Annotated in this window: 19 protein-coding genes and 1 tRNA gene; 4 read left to right on the top strand and 16 right to left on the bottom strand. The window is 62.2% G+C overall.

Features of this window, described 5'->3' with window-relative positions:
• Positions 1 to 47: 47 nt before the first annotated feature.
• The 7 genes from UB31_RS12535 to UB31_RS12510 form a co-directional block, all read right to left on the bottom strand.
• A complete protein-coding gene (locus UB31_RS12535) occupies positions 48 to 1,088 on the bottom strand; it encodes a PrsW family intramembrane metalloprotease (protein ID WP_045011041.1) in 1,041 nt (346 codons plus the stop codon).
• Between the two features lie 82 nt (positions 1,089 to 1,170).
• Entirely contained in the window at positions 1,171 to 1,434 is a 264-nt protein-coding gene (locus UB31_RS12530) for a hypothetical protein (protein WP_044999944.1), read from the bottom strand.
• A gap of 174 nt (positions 1,435 to 1,608) precedes the next feature.
• Positions 1,609 to 1,764 carry a hypothetical protein gene (locus UB31_RS42150; RefSeq protein ID WP_197090808.1) on the bottom strand — a complete coding sequence of 52 codons (156 nt, stop codon included), beginning with the start codon at positions 1,762 to 1,764 and terminating at the stop codon, positions 1,609 to 1,611.
• A gap of 130 nt (positions 1,765 to 1,894) precedes the next feature.
• Complete coding sequence (locus UB31_RS42145; RefSeq protein ID WP_044999943.1) at positions 1,895 to 2,155, bottom strand: hypothetical protein; 261 nt, start codon at positions 2,153 to 2,155, stop codon at positions 1,895 to 1,897.
• Between the two features lie 112 nt (positions 2,156 to 2,267).
• Positions 2,268 to 2,894, bottom strand: a complete 627-nt coding sequence (locus tag UB31_RS12520; RefSeq protein ID WP_044999942.1) for a pilus assembly protein PilZ — start codon at positions 2,892 to 2,894, stop codon at positions 2,268 to 2,270.
• A 188-nt stretch (positions 2,895 to 3,082) separates the two neighbouring features.
• Positions 3,083 to 3,289, bottom strand: coding sequence for a hypothetical protein (locus UB31_RS12515; RefSeq protein WP_044999941.1), 207 nt, complete (start codon positions 3,287 to 3,289; stop codon positions 3,083 to 3,085).
• Between the two features lie 131 nt (positions 3,290 to 3,420).
• Positions 3,421 to 4,149 (bottom strand): hypothetical protein, encoded by a 729-nt coding sequence (locus UB31_RS12510; RefSeq protein ID WP_245305371.1) that lies wholly within the window; start codon positions 4,147 to 4,149, stop codon positions 3,421 to 3,423.
• 2 nt (positions 4,150 to 4,151) lie between these two features.
• Here UB31_RS12510 and UB31_RS12505 point away from each other — a divergent pair, with 2 nt between their 5' ends.
• Complete coding sequence (locus UB31_RS12505; RefSeq protein ID WP_156175316.1) at positions 4,152 to 5,375, top strand: acyltransferase family protein; 1,224 nt, start codon at positions 4,152 to 4,154, stop codon at positions 5,373 to 5,375.
• A 27-nt stretch (positions 5,376 to 5,402) separates the two neighbouring features.
• Here UB31_RS12505 and UB31_RS41400 read toward each other — a convergent pair whose 3' ends face one another.
• Genes UB31_RS41400 through UB31_RS12495 form a run of 3 tightly spaced genes read right to left on the bottom strand, consistent with a single transcriptional unit; the run spans position 5,403 to position 6,124 of the window.
• Positions 5,403 to 5,570 (bottom strand): hypothetical protein, encoded by a 168-nt coding sequence (locus tag UB31_RS41400; protein ID WP_156175315.1) that lies wholly within the window; start codon positions 5,568 to 5,570, stop codon positions 5,403 to 5,405.
• Between the two features lie 6 nt (positions 5,571 to 5,576).
• A complete protein-coding gene (locus UB31_RS12500; RefSeq protein ID WP_045011170.1) occupies positions 5,577 to 5,822 on the bottom strand; it encodes a hypothetical protein in 246 nt (81 codons plus the stop codon).
• Positions 5,823 to 5,869: 47 nt separating this feature from the next.
• Entirely contained in the window at positions 5,870 to 6,124 is a 255-nt protein-coding gene (locus tag UB31_RS12495) for a PilZ domain-containing protein (protein ID WP_044999938.1), read from the bottom strand.
• A gap of 225 nt (positions 6,125 to 6,349) precedes the next feature.
• On the opposite strand from UB31_RS12495, the gene UB31_RS12490 reads away from it, so the two are divergent.
• Positions 6,350 to 6,424, top strand: a tRNA-Glu gene (locus UB31_RS12490).
• A gap of 5 nt (positions 6,425 to 6,429) precedes the next feature.
• Here the strand turns inward: UB31_RS12490 and UB31_RS12485 are convergent.
• The 3 genes from UB31_RS12485 to UB31_RS12475 all read right to left on the bottom strand — a co-directional run bounded on the left by UB31_RS12485 (position 6,430) and on the right by UB31_RS12475 (position 8,971).
• Positions 6,430 to 7,263, bottom strand: a complete 834-nt coding sequence (locus tag UB31_RS12485; RefSeq protein WP_050044771.1) for an FkbM family methyltransferase — start codon at positions 7,261 to 7,263, stop codon at positions 6,430 to 6,432.
• Positions 7,264 to 7,470: 207 nt separating this feature from the next.
• Positions 7,471 to 8,109, bottom strand: a complete 639-nt coding sequence (locus tag UB31_RS12480; RefSeq protein WP_045011039.1) for a glutathione S-transferase family protein — start codon at positions 8,107 to 8,109, stop codon at positions 7,471 to 7,473.
• 409 nt (positions 8,110 to 8,518) lie between these two features.
• Positions 8,519 to 8,971, bottom strand: a complete 453-nt coding sequence (locus UB31_RS12475) for a VOC family protein (RefSeq protein ID WP_045011038.1) — start codon at positions 8,969 to 8,971, stop codon at positions 8,519 to 8,521.
• A 250-nt stretch (positions 8,972 to 9,221) separates the two neighbouring features.
• Here UB31_RS12475 and UB31_RS12470 point away from each other — a divergent pair, with 250 nt between their 5' ends.
• Entirely contained in the window at positions 9,222 to 11,339 is a 2,118-nt protein-coding gene (locus tag UB31_RS12470) for a KAP family P-loop NTPase fold protein (protein ID WP_045011037.1), read from the top strand.
• Between the two features lie 174 nt (positions 11,340 to 11,513).
• The gene (locus UB31_RS12465) at positions 11,514 to 11,975 is read left to right on the top strand and encodes a GlcG/HbpS family heme-binding protein (protein WP_050044770.1); all 462 of its coding nucleotides are present in this window, start codon (positions 11,514 to 11,516) and stop codon (positions 11,973 to 11,975) included.
• A 192-nt stretch (positions 11,976 to 12,167) separates the two neighbouring features.
• On the opposite strand, the gene tnpC is transcribed toward UB31_RS12465, so the two are convergent.
• From tnpC to tnpA, 3 genes are all read right to left on the bottom strand, one after another.
• Positions 12,168 to 13,796 carry an IS66 family transposase gene (gene tnpC, locus UB31_RS12460; RefSeq protein ID WP_044999807.1) on the bottom strand — a complete coding sequence of 543 codons (1,629 nt, stop codon included), beginning with the start codon at positions 13,794 to 13,796 and terminating at the stop codon, positions 12,168 to 12,170.
• Between the two features lie 70 nt (positions 13,797 to 13,866).
• A complete protein-coding gene (gene tnpB / locus UB31_RS12455; protein WP_044999806.1) occupies positions 13,867 to 14,214 on the bottom strand; it encodes an IS66 family insertion sequence element accessory protein TnpB in 348 nt (115 codons plus the stop codon).
• Positions 14,211 to 14,606: an IS66-like element accessory protein TnpA gene (tnpA, locus tag UB31_RS12450; protein WP_044999804.1), complete on the bottom strand. Its 396-nt coding sequence runs from the start codon at positions 14,604 to 14,606 to the stop codon at positions 14,211 to 14,213. The genes tnpB and tnpA overlap by 4 nt, the downstream gene beginning before the upstream one ends.
• Positions 14,607 to 14,641 lie beyond the last annotated feature (35 nt).

Raw genomic sequence — 14,641 nt, 5'->3', positions numbered from 1 at the left:
ATGCGGCTCAATCTAGTATGCGCGTACCGCGCTTACCATCCCGCGGCTCAACCGCCACCGTGCGCTGACGAAAAACCTTCCCCGCTGGTGCGGATGCGGTTGCGACCGAGAACGTAGATCGCGGTTGTGACGATCAGAAGCGCGATGCCGAGCAGGATCGAGGTGAGGCCGATCGGGATCAGCGCCAGCGTCAAATTGCGCTCGGGATTGATGAGCCAGTGGTGGATCGAGGTCAGCACGAAGGCAAGGCCGAGAAAGCCTACGCCGCCGCCGGCCAGCAGCAGCGCCCACATCCGGCGCAACTGGCTGAGCCGCTCCCGCGCGACGTCGGTCCGCGGCGCATGATGGCGCGCGACGCGCCGCACCAGCCGGATGGCGAAGGCGATCGAGCTGAAGCCGATCAGGAGGCTGGCGGCGCCCAGCCACATCCGCAAGCTGGGATCGAGATCCGGCATGCGCTGAAGCGTGAGCAGCGGGAAGTCGAAGGCCGAATGCAGGGCGAGCGGGCCCGCCAACATCAGCAGCCGGCTGGAGAGACGGGCCCAGTCGCGGTGATGGCGGTTGGCACCCAGCGCCGTGCCGGCACGTGCGATCGTGAGATAAGCGCCGGCGATGATGCCGAGTGCGCCGTGGAACGGCACGGTGAGCACGCTGCGCAGGGCCGCGAGCGACCGCCACATCTCTGCATGCTGCACCAGGTAAGCGAGGTTCTCGTAGGCCGCGAAGCCAAGGCCGACAGCGGCGCCATAGACCACCGTGTCCATCGGATTGGCGAAGGTCCGTCGCTTGGTCGAGGAGACCAGGACGATAGCGATCACCTTCACGGCTTCCTCGGGCAGCGCGACCCCGAAGATCGAATGCATGGCGAGCTCCGCCCAGGGATTGTCGGGCGCGGCAACCATCCTGGCGAAAGGAGCGCGGGCGAGACCCAGCAGCGAAATGCTGGCCGCGCCGAGCAGGAACGCGGTCCAGACCTGGGTCGGCGGGCCCGGGCGTTCCTCGGCGGCGATGACAAGCCATAGCATCAGCAGCGCCGGGGCGATGGCGGCCGTTCCGATGACGGTGGGTAACGCTTCAATCAGGTACATCGGCGTCGAAAATAGGTTTCCTTGGCCAGCTTATCCACTTCAACCAATGCGACCATGTGTCATGCGCTTGCTGTCGCGTCGCTTAACAACCGCGACAGATTCCGTTCATCCGCGCGGTGACCAGCGCATCCTCGGCACTCTGCGATCCCACGGACTTCTCGGGGTCGGTCTGCGACTTCGCCGTAGCGGCCCGTTTCGGTGCCGTTGCGGCGGCAAGGGGCGGGGTCGCCTTGTCATAGCAGGCGAGCCGCGTCGCGGGCTCGGCAATCGTTCGGCATTCCGGGGTCTGGGCCAACGCGGCTCCGCTCATCGCCGAGGTCAGAAGTATGAGCGTAATCAACCGCATGAATGAACCTGTTCGATATCAACGGCAACAACCGCGTGCCCATAGCAGGTCGCGATTAGTGAGTTAGATCAAAGGAATATGAAGGTTTCTTCGATTCACGATGCACGTGTCCTGGCCGCAAGTCCAGAGGCGGAGTTGCCGATGCCTCGACAACGCGCGGGCTAGCGCATTGGCCTAGTCACGCATCGTTGTCCGCCGGCGGGGCGACGGGGCGCGACGTCGGGCGCGGGCCTGTTCCAGCTCCCAGAAGGCGCGGATCAGGCATGAGCCCAGGCAGAAGGCGATCACCAGCAACAGGAAGGTTTGGTCGGCAGCGGCGAGATGGGTCATGCCGCTGATCAAGCAACCGGCGTGCCACGCGTTCCCGCGCTGTTCTGCGCTTGGCGCAACAGCTTCTTACGCGAAACGCCGGTTGCGGCGGCTCGAATCGGCCCGGCCGCGGGCCCGCGGGATATAGCTCTCAATGGGTCGTGAAGGGCGGCCGGGCATCGGGCGCGACGTCGAAGGCGCCGAGATGGAATTCCTCGCCTGCGGCCGCGTCATTCGGCACAGCATGCTGTCCGAGTAACGTGAACGCCGCCTGCGGGTATTGCTGCCAGATCGCGAGGTCGCCGGCGGTGATGGTGAGCCAGCCGAACGTGTACATGTAGCGTCCGGGCTCGGTGACCCGGCCGACCCTGTCCCAGGTGATCTTATCGACTCTGATCTTGTCGACTGCCATTCGGTCCCCCGATCGCAAGTCTGCAAATGAAGTCTGGCACAAGGCGCAGACCTTAAAAAGCTGATCCCGCAATGGGGCCGCGATAGGGCAGCGATGCGGAGGCAAGGCGGCCTCAGGCCGGTTGCGGCACCGCCGAGCGCACGATCAGGCGGACGAGGTCGTCCCGCTGCAGCTTTTCGGCAAATTTGACCGCAAAGCCGTTGGCAAATTTCCGGATGACGCGCCCGACGCAGGCGCCGACCGCGAGCGGCGTTCCGATCGGAGGGTCGTATTCGCAGGATATCGCGACCCCGGCCGTGGAGACGTCGATGATGAAGCAGGGGTGGCTGCCGCCGTCGGCGAGCGTTAGGAACGTATGCGAGGCCTGCGGCACGAACCGCGCGTCGCGGCGGAGATCTTCGATGCTGGCGTCCTTCTGCTTTTTCTCGAGCCAGGTCAGCTTTTCCGACATCCAGGCGCGGCGCGCACGGGTCATGTCGAGCTCCATCAGGAAGCCCGATTTCAGCGTCGCGCTGATCGTGCACTCGAATTCGCCAAAGTCCTGAAAATAGGAGGTCACGCGCTCGCCGACCTTGCCGACGACCGGCACGTCCACGATCATGCGGAACGGCGAGACGCGCTTGGTCCGGCAGGCGAAGGTGCGGAGCTTGCCCTCGCAATCGTACCAGCGATGCAGCGAGTAGCTGCCGCTCACCGTGACGTCCACTGCACGCTGCCTGAGGAATTCGGAGACGGACATGAGCGCCGATCGTGTTTTGGATTGTTTCCGTAATTCCACGGTAGCGATCAAATTCTAAGCAAATGACACCCGCATTCAGGAGCAGGGGTAAATTTTCGGTAAATGCGATGATCGATAGTAACCTGAGGCAGGTGCCTTCGCGAGATGCACGCTCTCTGGTCGCATCACTGCAAGCGACGGCTCGTCGCTTAGCCGTCCCTGCAATTGTCGATGACGCCGTCAGCGCGGCGGATGTCGTCGAGCGTCCAGTTGCCGAGCAGCGTGATGACCGCTTCGCGGCGGTACTGATGGCGTTCACGCCTGGAGGTCTGGCCGTAGTCGATGCCGTCCTGTCGTGCCAGCGCGCGCGACACGATCGCAATCTGTCGCAACTGCTGCGGCTCCAAACGGCTCATTTGTCACCGCGCATGCCAGCACCCTGCGCTTTTCGGCCAGGCCGGTCTTTCGAGAATCGGTTCGTTCGAGGCTAGCGGTAGCGGCTTACGGAGACCTGACAGCGCGTTGGTTGGGTGCGCTGAACGATCGCTCAAAGACCCGCGAGCCATCGCGTGATGGTGGACGTCGAATAGTCGAAGAGGATCAGGGGAGCGAGGAGGCCAAGGCCGACGAGGAGCTGGATCGGTGTCCATACCAGGCTGTCCGGCCTGATCCTCAGCCCGAACCACGGCAGAACGCGCCGCATGATCACGGACGCGATGGCTTCGACGCTGGCGAGCATGAGGGCGGTAGCGCCGATGAAGGACCACGACCCGTTCGGGGGCATCCATGGCATCAGCCAGACCGGCGCGGAGGCTTTCCAGGACGCGAGCAGCGTTCCCCATCCGAACCAGGATACGAAGCATCTGACGAGATCGGGGCCGATCGCGTCGGGCTCGAACCGGATGCCCGCCTTGCGCAGCACCCATTCGACGAACGCGCCGTCGGTGAGGAAGAAAAAGGCGCCGAGATAGAGCGGGAAGCGCGATTGGAAGACGAGCCCGATGAGTCCGAACAGGATCATGCGGGCGATGAAGTGGGCCACATATTCCTTGGCGCCTTTGTCTGACGGTTCCGCGGCGACCGACGATGTCGCGGCCTGGGGCTGCGGCGCGGATCGGGCGCGTGCCATGTGATCCAGCATCCTGGCGCGTCGTTCCGGCGGATGGTGTGTCGTGTGGCGCAGCCAGGGCGGCGCCACCGGCATGGTCGGTGGGGCGCCGGACTGGCCGTCCGAGGTGGATTCCCGCTGCTCCATGGGGCTGTCGTCTTTCAACATCCGTGACGCCGTCGCGCCAGCCACGGCCTCTAGGTCCCGCGCGTCGCGGTTCCCCTTCGGACGTTTGTCGGAGGCGAGGGGGAGGGAGGTTCATGCCGGGGCGGTGGATTTTGCGGGGAGACCCGGCCTCCCTCCGCATCCCGCTTCGCGAGGATGCAGAATTTACTTGCGGGCCCAAAGCCTCTATCCAATTTTTGGAGATCAGGACGACCGTGGTTCAGAAACTCGAATTCCTGCCGAAACTTGAGTCATTGCGTGGCCTCGCCGCGGTCTCTGTGGTCGGCTATCACGCATTCGGGCAGTTCACGGACACATACGTCACGGGCATGGCGCCGGTGGTGCTCTTCTTCGTGTTGAGCGGCTTCGTGCTGGCGCGGTCGCTGGACCGGAACGACAACATCGTCGCATTCCTGCGCCACCGGCTTTTCCGGCTGTTTCCAGCAGCGATTGCGACTGTGTTGCTGTTGACCGTGCTCCATGAGGGGTTCGGCTTTCATCTCGGCTTCGAGCCGGATTTTTCGCCCCTCAACGTCGCATTGAACGCCCTGATGATCAAACATGACATCAACGGGCCGATGTGGTCGATGACTGTGGAGTGTTTCGCGACGCCGGTCATCATTCTGAGCTTTCTGGCCGGCCGGCAATTTGGCCCGCGCTCGCTGATCCCGTTGATCGTTATTCTGTTCGGACTTTCGTTTGTCGGTCCATATGCGCATTTGCTTGGAGGCTACGCCAACCTTGCGCCACTTCATGCCTTCGTGCTTGGCGTGGCGCTTCACTTCTCGGGACGCGGCCTCGTGGAAGCCATCGGCCGCCGGCAGATAATGGTGGCCGCCGTAGCCTGCGCGGTGTTCCTCTATTGCGGTCTGCAAAAGCAAACCGCTCCGATCATCTTGCTCGAAGCGTGTTCATCCGGCCTGCTCGTCGCGCTGATTGCGTTTGGGGCGCCGCAGCGCGGCTTCCGTTTCCTGGATCAGCCGGTGATCAGCTTCTACGGCCGGATATCCTACAGCTTCTATCTCCTCCACATGATCGGTTTGAGCATTGCGGTCCGCATCTGCACCATCGACGGCTGGCCCATGCTGTCGATCATGCTGAGCATTGTTCTCGGCGTGCTGTTGACCACGCCGATGGCGTGGATGTCCTGGCGGTTCATCGAAAGGCCGTTCATCGCGATGGGCAAAAAATGGCGCGATCGGCGACGTGAGGTTTTGACGACGACCTGAAGAATTCGGCCGCGCCGTCTTGGGGCTCTAGCGCCAGCCGCGCTCGACCAGCAGCACGCAGATGATCAGCACGAGCGTGACCGCGGCCGTCGCAAGCCGCGCCGTCCAGCTCAGGCCGCGTCCGACCCACCACAGCAGGGCGCAATACATCAGCACGGGGACGACGAGATCGAGCCGCAGCAGATCCGGCGACATGAGGCGCTAGCGCCGGACCGCGGCGTCGACGCTGATTGAGCCGCCGATCTTCACGCAGGTCCCGGTGGCCTCGACCCAGGTGAAGCCACGGCCATAGGAGGCGCAGGAGCCGGCCTTCGCGGACCCGGAGGTGCCCTTCAGCGGCAGGGTCTTGCCGGCCTGCGGCGGCTCGGCGGGAGGCAGGCGCAAGGTCTCGGCCGTTGCCGCGGTTGTCGCTGCGATGGAGACGAGAAGGAGGACGGTGGCGCGCATCCTCGCGTTGTAGCCCGGACCCGCGTCAGGCGCCATCCGGGGCCGCCTCAGAGGAACTTGATGCCGGCCGATTTACCGCGGCGCCAGATCACCTGGCAGCTCCGCCCGGTCCGCGCATCCCGCGAGAAGGCCATCCGGATCACGCCGGGAAGCTGGGTCGCATCCTCGTCCGTCGTGATCTTCGCGCCCGTGCTCGAGATGTCCTGGACCAGGCAATGCCGCGCCGCGAATCCACCCTCGAGGGTGATCCAGGCATGCCGCGACAGCAGTTTGCGGGCTGCGCGCTTCTTGGGCTGTGGCATCGGCTTAAAATCTCCCGCTCCAGCGCTATCTCAGGGAACCCTAAGAAACGGTTGAAATCGGCTCCCGAATGATCCCGGGGCGGCTGTCCACCGGGGGACGAAAAGACCGTTCCGAACGGCTTGCCGACCGGCCCAAAGGCCACTATACGTTCGCCCGCCGTGGCCGCCCGGCACGACTCGTGCGGCCGGCGGTCGTGCCGCGAAAAGCGGCGGGGCCTTGTGTTAGCTCCCTTCGTCTATCGGTTAGGACGCCACCCTTTCACGGTGGAGAGAGCGGTTCGATTCCGCTAGGGAGCGCCACGTTATCAGTAGCTGCCGCAACAATGCTTGAATTTCTGCCCTGACCCGCAGGGACAGGGATCGTTGCGGCCGACCTTGCTCTGCCCGAAAGCCAGCCGGTTGAGGATCTTCTTGTTCTGCTCGAGGATCATCTTGCGGCTCGTCTCCTGCACGCCGATCACGGCTGCGTTGTCGCCGGAATCCCAGAACGCCTGCGGCTTCAGATGCGCGAGCTTCCCGCTGACGTAAACCGGGTAAAACCAGCCGAGCGTTCCGTCGCGCAGGCGCTGGATCGTCGTCAGGTCGTAGAGAAAGAAACCGGCCTCGACCAACGTCGCGTTGATGTCCTGGAAGTCGTCAATGTCGGCCTCGCACACCACCACATTGCAATTGTCGAGCACGTGGCGCGCGCCCGTCAGCGCGGCCTTTTCCGCGCCCTGCACGTCGAGCTTGAGCAGGAACGGCGGCTGGAGCGACAATTCCTCGACCAGCGTATCAAGCTTCGTCGCCGGCACCTTGACCTTGCTCTTGGTCAGGTCGTTGACCCGCGACCAGTAGATGTCGCCCGCAGGTCGGACCGATGACCAGTAGGGATGCACCGACTCGGTGATCTCGATCTCGCCTTCATGGTCGGTGACGGCGCAGATGCGATAGTGGCCGCCAAGCGCTTCCTTGATCGCCTTGAGGGAGTCCTCATAGATCCGGTTGGCGTCGACGTTCAGCGGCACTGCACCGCTGAGGCAGGCGAGATGGTTGAGCACGAAATGCCCATCGGCGCAGCCGAGGTCGATGACGGACCCGTAGCGCACACCCTTCTCGAACAAATTCTGCAGCGTCGCGCTGAAATCGCCTGCCTGCATGACATCAATCCGAACAATGCGGAATTGATCAGTAACATGCGATCGGCGAGACGATCAACGCGACGTTGTGGTGCCGGCCTCAGGACAATAAAAAAAGTCGAAAACAACCCCATGCACAGTAGCCGTCAAGTGCGGGCGCGACCCGTGATGCTTGCGCGGTTGAAGCTAATCATCCCGATCCCAGCGCAGCTTAAGCCGCGCCACCGCTCACGACATCGGCGGTGCGACAAACTGTGCAAATCCGGGCCGCTTGCCGAGTTCGGCGAGCCAGCGCGTCAGGTGCGGCTGCGCCGGCCGGGTGATGCCCTCGACGCCGAGCCAGCGCCGCGCATAGGCGCCGATCGCGATATCGGCGAGGGTGAACTGGTCGCCCTCCATGTAGCGGCGCGAGCTCAGCAGCCGATCGGCGATCGCCCAGACCTCGGCGGCCGCATCGGCATCCTTCTGCACCTGGATCATATCGCGCTCGGCGGGTGCCGTGCGCACGATGCCCCAAAACACCGGGCGGTCGACCGGCTGCACCATCGATAGCGTCCAGTCGAGCCAGCGGTCGACGCCGGCGCGCAGCCTCACTGCCTCCGGATAGATCGGCGTGCCGCGCCCATGCGCGAGGCAGAGATAGCGCATGATGGAGTTGGACTCCCACAGCACGAAGTCGCCCTCGACCAGGGTGGGGATCCGCGCATTGGGGTTCATCGCGAGATAGTCGGCCTCGCGGGTCTTGCCGTAACTCATGCCGGCGTCGATGCGCTCATAGGGCAGGCCAAGCTCGGTGAGGCACCACAGCACCTTCTGCACGTTGACCGAGTTGGCGCGGCCCCAGATCGTCAGCTGTGTGTCCGGCATAAAATCCTCCCGCGCGTTTTTCGGTGTCGTAGCCCGGATGGAGCGAAGCGCAATCCGGGGTGCTTCGGCTGCGGCGGCCGGTCCCGGATTACGCTTCGCTCCATCCGGGCGACAAGGCCACCGTGCGCGGGTGATAGCGGAATTTTGCGAGAGCGGCGACCGCGATTGCCGCCAGCCTCTCATGCAAAAAGCTCCGCCTGCATGCAAAAAGCTCCGCCTGAGGCGGAGCTTTCATTGCAAGCGCAGGTCAGGCGATCAGTGGCCGAAGAACAGCCACAGCAGAATGATCACCGGGATCGGCACGCCGACCATCCACAACAAAAGACCTCGTCCCATTTGCGTCCTCCTCTAGTCGCATTGTCGAGGAGTGAACGCGCGCGGCGAGGGCTTTGTTCCTACGGAAAAGCCCTTACCAATGGCCGGTATTCGGCATCGACGACCACGGCTCGGCCGGCGCCTTCGGCTCGCCCTTCTGGAGCAGCTCGATCGAGTGCAGATCGGGCGAGCGGACGAAGGCCATGCTGCCGTCGCGCGGCGGCCGGTTGATGGTGACGCCCGCCTTCATCAGCTGCGCGCAGGTGGCGTAGATGTCGTCGACCTCATAGGCGAGATGGCCGAAGAAGCGGTCCTCGCCATACTTCTCCTCGTCCCAATTGTAGGTGAGCTCGACCAGCGGCGCGCCGCGCGTCTGCGGCTGCTTCTTCAGCGCGTCGAGATCGTCGGCCGAGCACAGGAAGACGAGCGTGAAGCGCCCCTTGTCGTTCTCGATCCGCCGCACCTCCTTCAGTCCCAGCGCATCCTGGTAAAACTTCAGCGCAGCATCGAGATTGCGCACGCGCAGCATGGTGTGGAGGTATCGCATGGTTGTTGCTCCCTTGAATGGTCGGAGGGTTTTTGGTTTCGGGCGGGGGCGATGAATAGCAGCAAAATGCGACAAGGGGCAGGGGGCGCGCGCATGCGCGTGAGGACGAAATGGGCAGTGAAGCAAACCAGCTGAAGACGCGTAGCGAGTAGCCTGTGGAGGAATGGACGTCGTCGCTCTCGCCTTGCGGCTGTTCGCGGCTTATTCTACAGGTTTACGTAGAACATTTTTCAATTGGACGCATTGCACAATGACTGCCAAAGATTTCCCTCCTTCCGCATCCCAAGCTGTATCGAGCTCGCCTGGGCAGCCCGAGCGTCCGATCGAACGGGCTAGTGAGGATGCCCTCGGAAGGATAGATTTTGTTCGCCGCCTTGCCGACGCGCTAATCGACAAGAATACCGCGAAATCCCGCGGCATTGCGATCGGTATCACCGGCGCGTGGGGTAGCGGAAAATCATCGGTTCTGAACCTGCTGCGCCAGCGTATAAAGGAGACTTATTCGCGGGCGCTGGTGGTGAGTTTCGATCCTTGGCTCGTGTCAGGACGCAATGATCTGATATCCGAATTCATCAGCGAACTGATCCGCACAATAAATGCCGATCCGAAAGCCAGTGAGCACCTTAAGAAGGTTGGCGCGACGATCGCAAAGTACGGAGAGCTTATCGCGCCCGCCGCTGCTACATGGATTCCTTTACTTGGCCCCATCATCATCAGAGGCGGAAGTGGCATTATCAAGGAGGCCGTAAAGAGCAACGAAAGTCTCACCGGACTCAAATCCCGGCTTATGAAAGAGCTGGCGGCGATTGATGTTCCAATTGTCGTGCTGATCGATGAGCTTGACCGCGTTGAAGATGAGGAAATCCGGACGGTCGCTCAACTTGTCCGATCCATCGCCGATTTTCCCGGCATCTCTTACGTGCTTGCTTACGATTCTAAGCGTGTCATACAAGCGCTGGGTCGCGGAGCTAATGGCGCAGAGGCAGAGGATCGCGGTCGGGCCTATCTCGAAAAAATTGTCCAGCTTCAGATTCCGCTTCCGGTCATCTTCAGCAATGAACTCGCACGCCTACTAGCGGGCGAGTTGTTCGCTCTCCAGGCCCAGCTCCGCCTACCAGAAAATTTCCGGAGCATCGAGCGCTACCAAAAATTGGAAAAGTTACTTACCGAAGATGTCATCGACACGATCCGCGATATCTCCCGGCTGACCGGCACGTTCCATGCTGTCGCAGGCATGCTGCGCGATGAGGTCGATTGGATCGACTTGCTGGGATATTGCGCGCTACTGACGAAAGCGCCCCAAACGGTAGAGGTCATTCGGGCGCGACCGGACGAGTTTACTGACGAGATTTTCTCGGAAGCGGGCGTGATCCGCGCCATGGCTGGTGAGAAACAGTCGGTTGACGAACGACTCAACAATCTTGTTCCGCTCACGGAGAACCGCGAGAGCGTCAAAAAGTTGCTCGCGTTTCTATTTCCGATTCTTTCGGATACTTCGCGGAGTCGCGACAATACGCGCTTCGACGCGCTGTTTCGCCGTAGGCCTCTGCTGACAACGCTACGCTTGGGACTGGTGCCAGGTGAATATTCTCGCGATGAAATTCATGCGTTGTTCACAAAGAGGCCGGACGCGATCGCTACCGCTCTTCGTCAGGCCTATGACAACGACACGATTGCGACGTTGATCGATCGGTTCGACGACATCTACTCGGAATTGCCGAGCATCGATCACGTCAATCTCTGGCAAGGTATTGCAGCTTTCGCCATAAAGCCGGATTGCGAGTGGATCAGATCGTACAGCCCAATGCATGAAGTCGTGCAAAATCTCGCGGAAGTCCTCGAACGTTGCGTTCTGCGCAATCCGTCGTTCCAGACCACGGCCATCACCATCTTCACCAACCTGCGCAATCAGGACGAAGAAGCACTGACACCGCTCTGGCTCAGGCGTCAGATATTCTTGCATGGCCTATTTGGCAGGGATCGCCATCCCGACAATGCGCTGATATTGACGCACGACCAAGCTAAAGCCGTCGCCGAAGAGATGTCTCACAATTGGCGTACATTGCACCTGTCCGGTCGGCTTATCCCGTGCCGATGGGACGTCTCACCCCTCTATACGATGCTTGATATCGGGATCTGGGACGACCCTTGCCGGGAGGCTTTGGATCGAGAGTTGGCGGACGATCGTGCGGTTGATGCTTTCACACTGATGCTGTTCGGCGGTTCCTACACGAACGGGCGCGAAACCGTCGAGAAAATGTGTTCTTATGATCCGTATATTACGCGCGTCGAGGCTCGGCTCGCATCCAGCGACCTTCACGAAACCGTTCGCGTTGCGATGGAGAAGGCAAAGCGTGGTGGTTGGTAGCCTGCTTCGCTAGAATTACGGTGCACTCAACCCCCAAGGGCAGCAAAAGTGAGTTGAATGCACTGTTAGGCCACTGTCACCATAAGGCCTTCCCTTCGCGCGGTTCTTTGGACTAAAATAACAAGCATGTTACGAATGGCATGTGTTCGTCTTTCCGCGGCGCTGACTGCGTGTTTGCTCCTCGCCAACGGCGCGCCTGCCGAGGAGTTGCTGACTGAGCATCAGCTTCCGTTTTCATTGGCGCTCGACGGCGCTCGTGCCGCGCTCGATGGCTGCCTGTCCCAAAATTACAGAATCGCAGTGACCGTGGTGGATCGCTCGGGGCAGGTACGCGCCACGCTGCGTGCCGACGGGGCGAATCCGCATCTGCTCGAAGGCGCTTTGCGCAAGGCCTATACGGCATCAATGCTGCGGATCAGCACCGTGCAGATAGGGACGATCGTTGAACGCAGCCCGGGTGCCAACGGTTTGATGGTGTTTGAGCACATGACTGCGCTCGGTGGTGGCTTGCCGATCCGCATCGGAGATGATGTCGTCGGCGGCATCGGTGTTGCCGGCGTTCCGGTGGGCGGAGCGGGCGGCGAAGGCTGTGCACGCATTGGATTGGACCGGATTGTGTCCAGGTTGATACCGTAACCAGTCGTCGGTGAAGAAGATGGGCCTCAGGCTGGAACAATCTGAATGGCGGCAGTGTGAGCCGAGAGGATTTGGTGCCGCAATAGGCTGGTCATTACGCTGACAGTGCTGGACTGCACCCCTTAAGGGAGACACGGGAATTGCGGTGAACTGTAAGCATCCGGCGAAGACCGCGCGCGGGTCATTTTCGGCTCAGGCGGCTTGATCAACGTTCCGGATGGCAGAGCGCCAATTCCATGGCAGCAGTTCGTCGAGCCTTTGGACGGGATGCTCGGCGATGCGCGCCAGAACGTCGGCGAGCCAGGCTTGCGGATCGACGTCGTTCATCTTGGCGGTGACGATCAGGCTGTACATCACCGCCGCCCGCTCGCCGCCGCGATCCGAGCCGCAGAACAACCACGACTTCCGACCTAAAGCGATGCCGCGCACGCCACGCTCCGCCGCATTGTTGGACAGGCAGATGCGGCCGTCATCGAGGAAGCGGGTAAATGCGCTCCAGCGCTTGAGCATGTAGTCCATGGCCTTGGCGACATCGTTGCTGCGCGAGAGCTTGGCGCGTTGTGTGCGCATCCAGGCTTCCAGATCGGCCACGAGCGGCGCGCTGAGTTCCCGGCGAACTGCCTGGCGCCTTTCGGCGCTCTGACCGTTGATGGTCCGCTCGATCTCGAACAGGGCGTCGATCCGGCGGACTGTTTCCAGCGCCAGCGGCGAGATCACTGCCGGCCTCTTGCCCTGAGCCTTGCGACGCGCATTCTCGGCCAGATCAGCCATCACGAAGAACGGCCGCCGGGCATGGACCCAGCACGCGGCTTCCAGGATCGGACCTGCGTTGCGGCCCGGTTCGTAAAGCCTGCCATAGCCGCCATAGGCATCGGCCTGGAAGATTCCGCTGTAGTTGGCCAAGTGAGCCTGGGGATGCTCGCCGGCCCGATCGCGCGAGTAATAGAACACCGCGCCCGGCGGGGCCTGCCCTCCAAAAGGCTTGTCGTCGCGCACATAGACCCAGATCCGGCCGGTGTCGGTCTTGCCTTTGGCCAGGACCGGAACCGTGGTGTCGTCCCCGTGCAATCGCTCGGCGCTCAGTACGTAGGCCTCGAGGCGCTTGAACAAAGGTGCCAGCGCCGCGGTGCAGCCGCCGACCTGGTCGGCCAGGGTCGACAGACTGATCGGCACGCCCTCCTTGGCATAGCGCTCCGCTTGCCGGTTCAGCGGCTGATGTTGACCAAACTTCTCGAACAGCACCATCGCCAGCAGGCTTGGCCCCGCCCAGCCGCGGGCAAGCACATGGAACGGCGCCGGAGCCTGGCTGATCTTCTCGCAATCACGGCAAGTAAACTTCTCGCGGACGTGCTGGATCACTTTCCAGGATTTCGGGATCACCTCCAGCGTCTCGGTGATGTCCTCGCCGAGCTTGGACAGCCGCGCGCCGCCACAGCAGGCGCACGCCACAGGTCCCGGCACGATCACCCGCTCGCGAGGTAGATGCTCCGGGAACGGCTGGCGTGACGGCCGCTTGCGCGTGAACGACGCCACCTTCGTGGTTTTGGCCGCGGCCATTTCGGCGGCGAGTTCGTCCTCCGTCGCCGAACTCTCCAGCTCCTCCAGCGTCAGTTCAAGCTGATCCAATAGCCGCGCGGTACGCTCCGAGCGCGGACCATGGCGGTCGCGGTTGAGTTTCTCGATCTGCAGCTTCAGATGGGCGATCAACGCCTGGTCGTCGGACTGCCGGGCACGGGCGGCCGCAGCCTCCGCCCGAGCAACGATCAATGCCGCTTGCAGCGTTTCGATGTCGTCTGGCAGCGATTCAAGGCCGTCACCCATGGCCCCGATGGAATCACAAAAGAGGCGATTTGAGGCGTCTTTTCTTCCGCACCTCAGAACTTTTTTGAGCCTATCCTGCGCTCTGTGGCCGCCACGTGTGCTGCGGATTGCGCCAGTCGATCGCCTCCAGCAGATAACTCATCTGCGCCGCGCTCAGCCCCACCACACCGCCCACCGTCGCCGGCCAGACAAAACGGCCACGGTCCAACCGCTTCGCGTAGAGCGACAATCCAATTCCATCGTGCCACAAGGCCTTGATCAGCGAACCGCCGCGTCCGCGGAACACGAAGACATCTCCGGCGAACGGATCGCGACCAAGGCTTTCCTGCACCAATAATGACAAACCCTGCATGCCCTTGCGCATGTCAGTGTAGCCGGTCGCAATCCAGATGCGTGCGCTCGAAGAGACTGGGATCATCGACGCTCCAGAACCTGCAGCACCCGCGCCAGGGCGGCCGCATCGACGCCCGCATCGACAATCACCCGACGATCCCGGCCAACGACGATCACCATCTGCCCGCTCGTCGCTGTGGCAGCAACCGCCGGCTCGACCTCAGCGGCAAGGACGACCCGCGCAAAGCCGGATTGCTCGCTTTGAGGGCTGATCGGCTCGGGACCGAACGAGCGCCGCCATGTCATCAGCAACGAACGTGATATGCCATGGCGTCTTGCTGTCGACGATATCGCGCGCGGCGCTTGAAAGCTTTCGGTCACGATCCGCAGCTTTTCGTCATCCGACCAGCGTCGCCGGCGACCAGTCTCGACCACCTCAAGCCGTTCAAGCTGAGTACTGCGCTTATGGCTGTCCATAAGGACTGTTACGCACCAATTGGACTAATCCAACA

It is taken from the genome of Bradyrhizobium sp. LTSP849, assembly GCF_000938255.1.
Taxonomy (GTDB): domain Bacteria; phylum Pseudomonadota; class Alphaproteobacteria; order Rhizobiales; family Xanthobacteraceae; genus Bradyrhizobium.
This window is presented reverse-complemented; position numbering and strand designations above follow the sequence as displayed.

Coding starts and splice junctions, on each gene's coding strand:
- UB31_RS12535 (WP_045011041.1), bottom strand. CDS start 1,088: ATGTACCTGATTGAAGCGTTACCCACCGTCATCGGAACGGCCGCCATC.
- UB31_RS12530 (WP_044999944.1), bottom strand. CDS start 1,434: ATGCGGTTGATTACGCTCATACTTCTGACCTCGGCGATGAGCGGAGCC.
- UB31_RS42150 (WP_197090808.1), bottom strand. CDS start 1,764: ATGACCCATCTCGCCGCTGCCGACCAAACCTTCCTGTTGCTGGTGATC.
- UB31_RS42145 (WP_044999943.1), bottom strand. CDS start 2,155: ATGGCAGTCGACAAGATCAGAGTCGATAAGATCACCTGGGACAGGGTC.
- UB31_RS12520 (WP_044999942.1), bottom strand. CDS start 2,894: ATGTCCGTCTCCGAATTCCTCAGGCAGCGTGCAGTGGACGTCACGGTG.
- UB31_RS12515 (WP_044999941.1), bottom strand. CDS start 3,289: ATGAGCCGTTTGGAGCCGCAGCAGTTGCGACAGATTGCGATCGTGTCG.
- UB31_RS12510 (WP_245305371.1), bottom strand. CDS start 4,149: ATGTTGAAAGACGACAGCCCCATGGAGCAGCGGGAATCCACCTCGGAC.
- UB31_RS41400 (WP_156175315.1), bottom strand. CDS start 5,570: ATGTCGCCGGATCTGCTGCGGCTCGATCTCGTCGTCCCCGTGCTGATG.
- UB31_RS12500 (WP_045011170.1), bottom strand. CDS start 5,822: ATGCGCGCCACCGTCCTCCTTCTCGTCTCCATCGCAGCGACAACCGCG.
- UB31_RS12495 (WP_044999938.1), bottom strand. CDS start 6,124: ATGCCACAGCCCAAGAAGCGCGCAGCCCGCAAACTGCTGTCGCGGCAT.
- UB31_RS12485 (WP_050044771.1), bottom strand. CDS start 7,263: ATGCAGGCAGGCGATTTCAGCGCGACGCTGCAGAATTTGTTCGAGAAG.
- UB31_RS12480 (WP_045011039.1), bottom strand. CDS start 8,109: ATGCCGGACACACAGCTGACGATCTGGGGCCGCGCCAACTCGGTCAAC.
- UB31_RS12475 (WP_045011038.1), bottom strand. CDS start 8,971: ATGCGATACCTCCACACCATGCTGCGCGTGCGCAATCTCGATGCTGCG.
- UB31_RS12470 (WP_045011037.1), top strand. CDS start 9,222: ATGACTGCCAAAGATTTCCCTCCTTCCGCATCCCAAGCTGTATCGAGC.
- tnpC (WP_044999807.1), bottom strand. CDS start 13,796: ATGGGTGACGGCCTTGAATCGCTGCCAGACGACATCGAAACGCTGCAA.
- tnpB (WP_044999806.1), bottom strand. CDS start 14,214: ATGATCCCAGTCTCTTCGAGCGCACGCATCTGGATTGCGACCGGCTAC.
- tnpA (WP_044999804.1), bottom strand. CDS start 14,606: ATGGACAGCCATAAGCGCAGTACTCAGCTTGAACGGCTTGAGGTGGTC.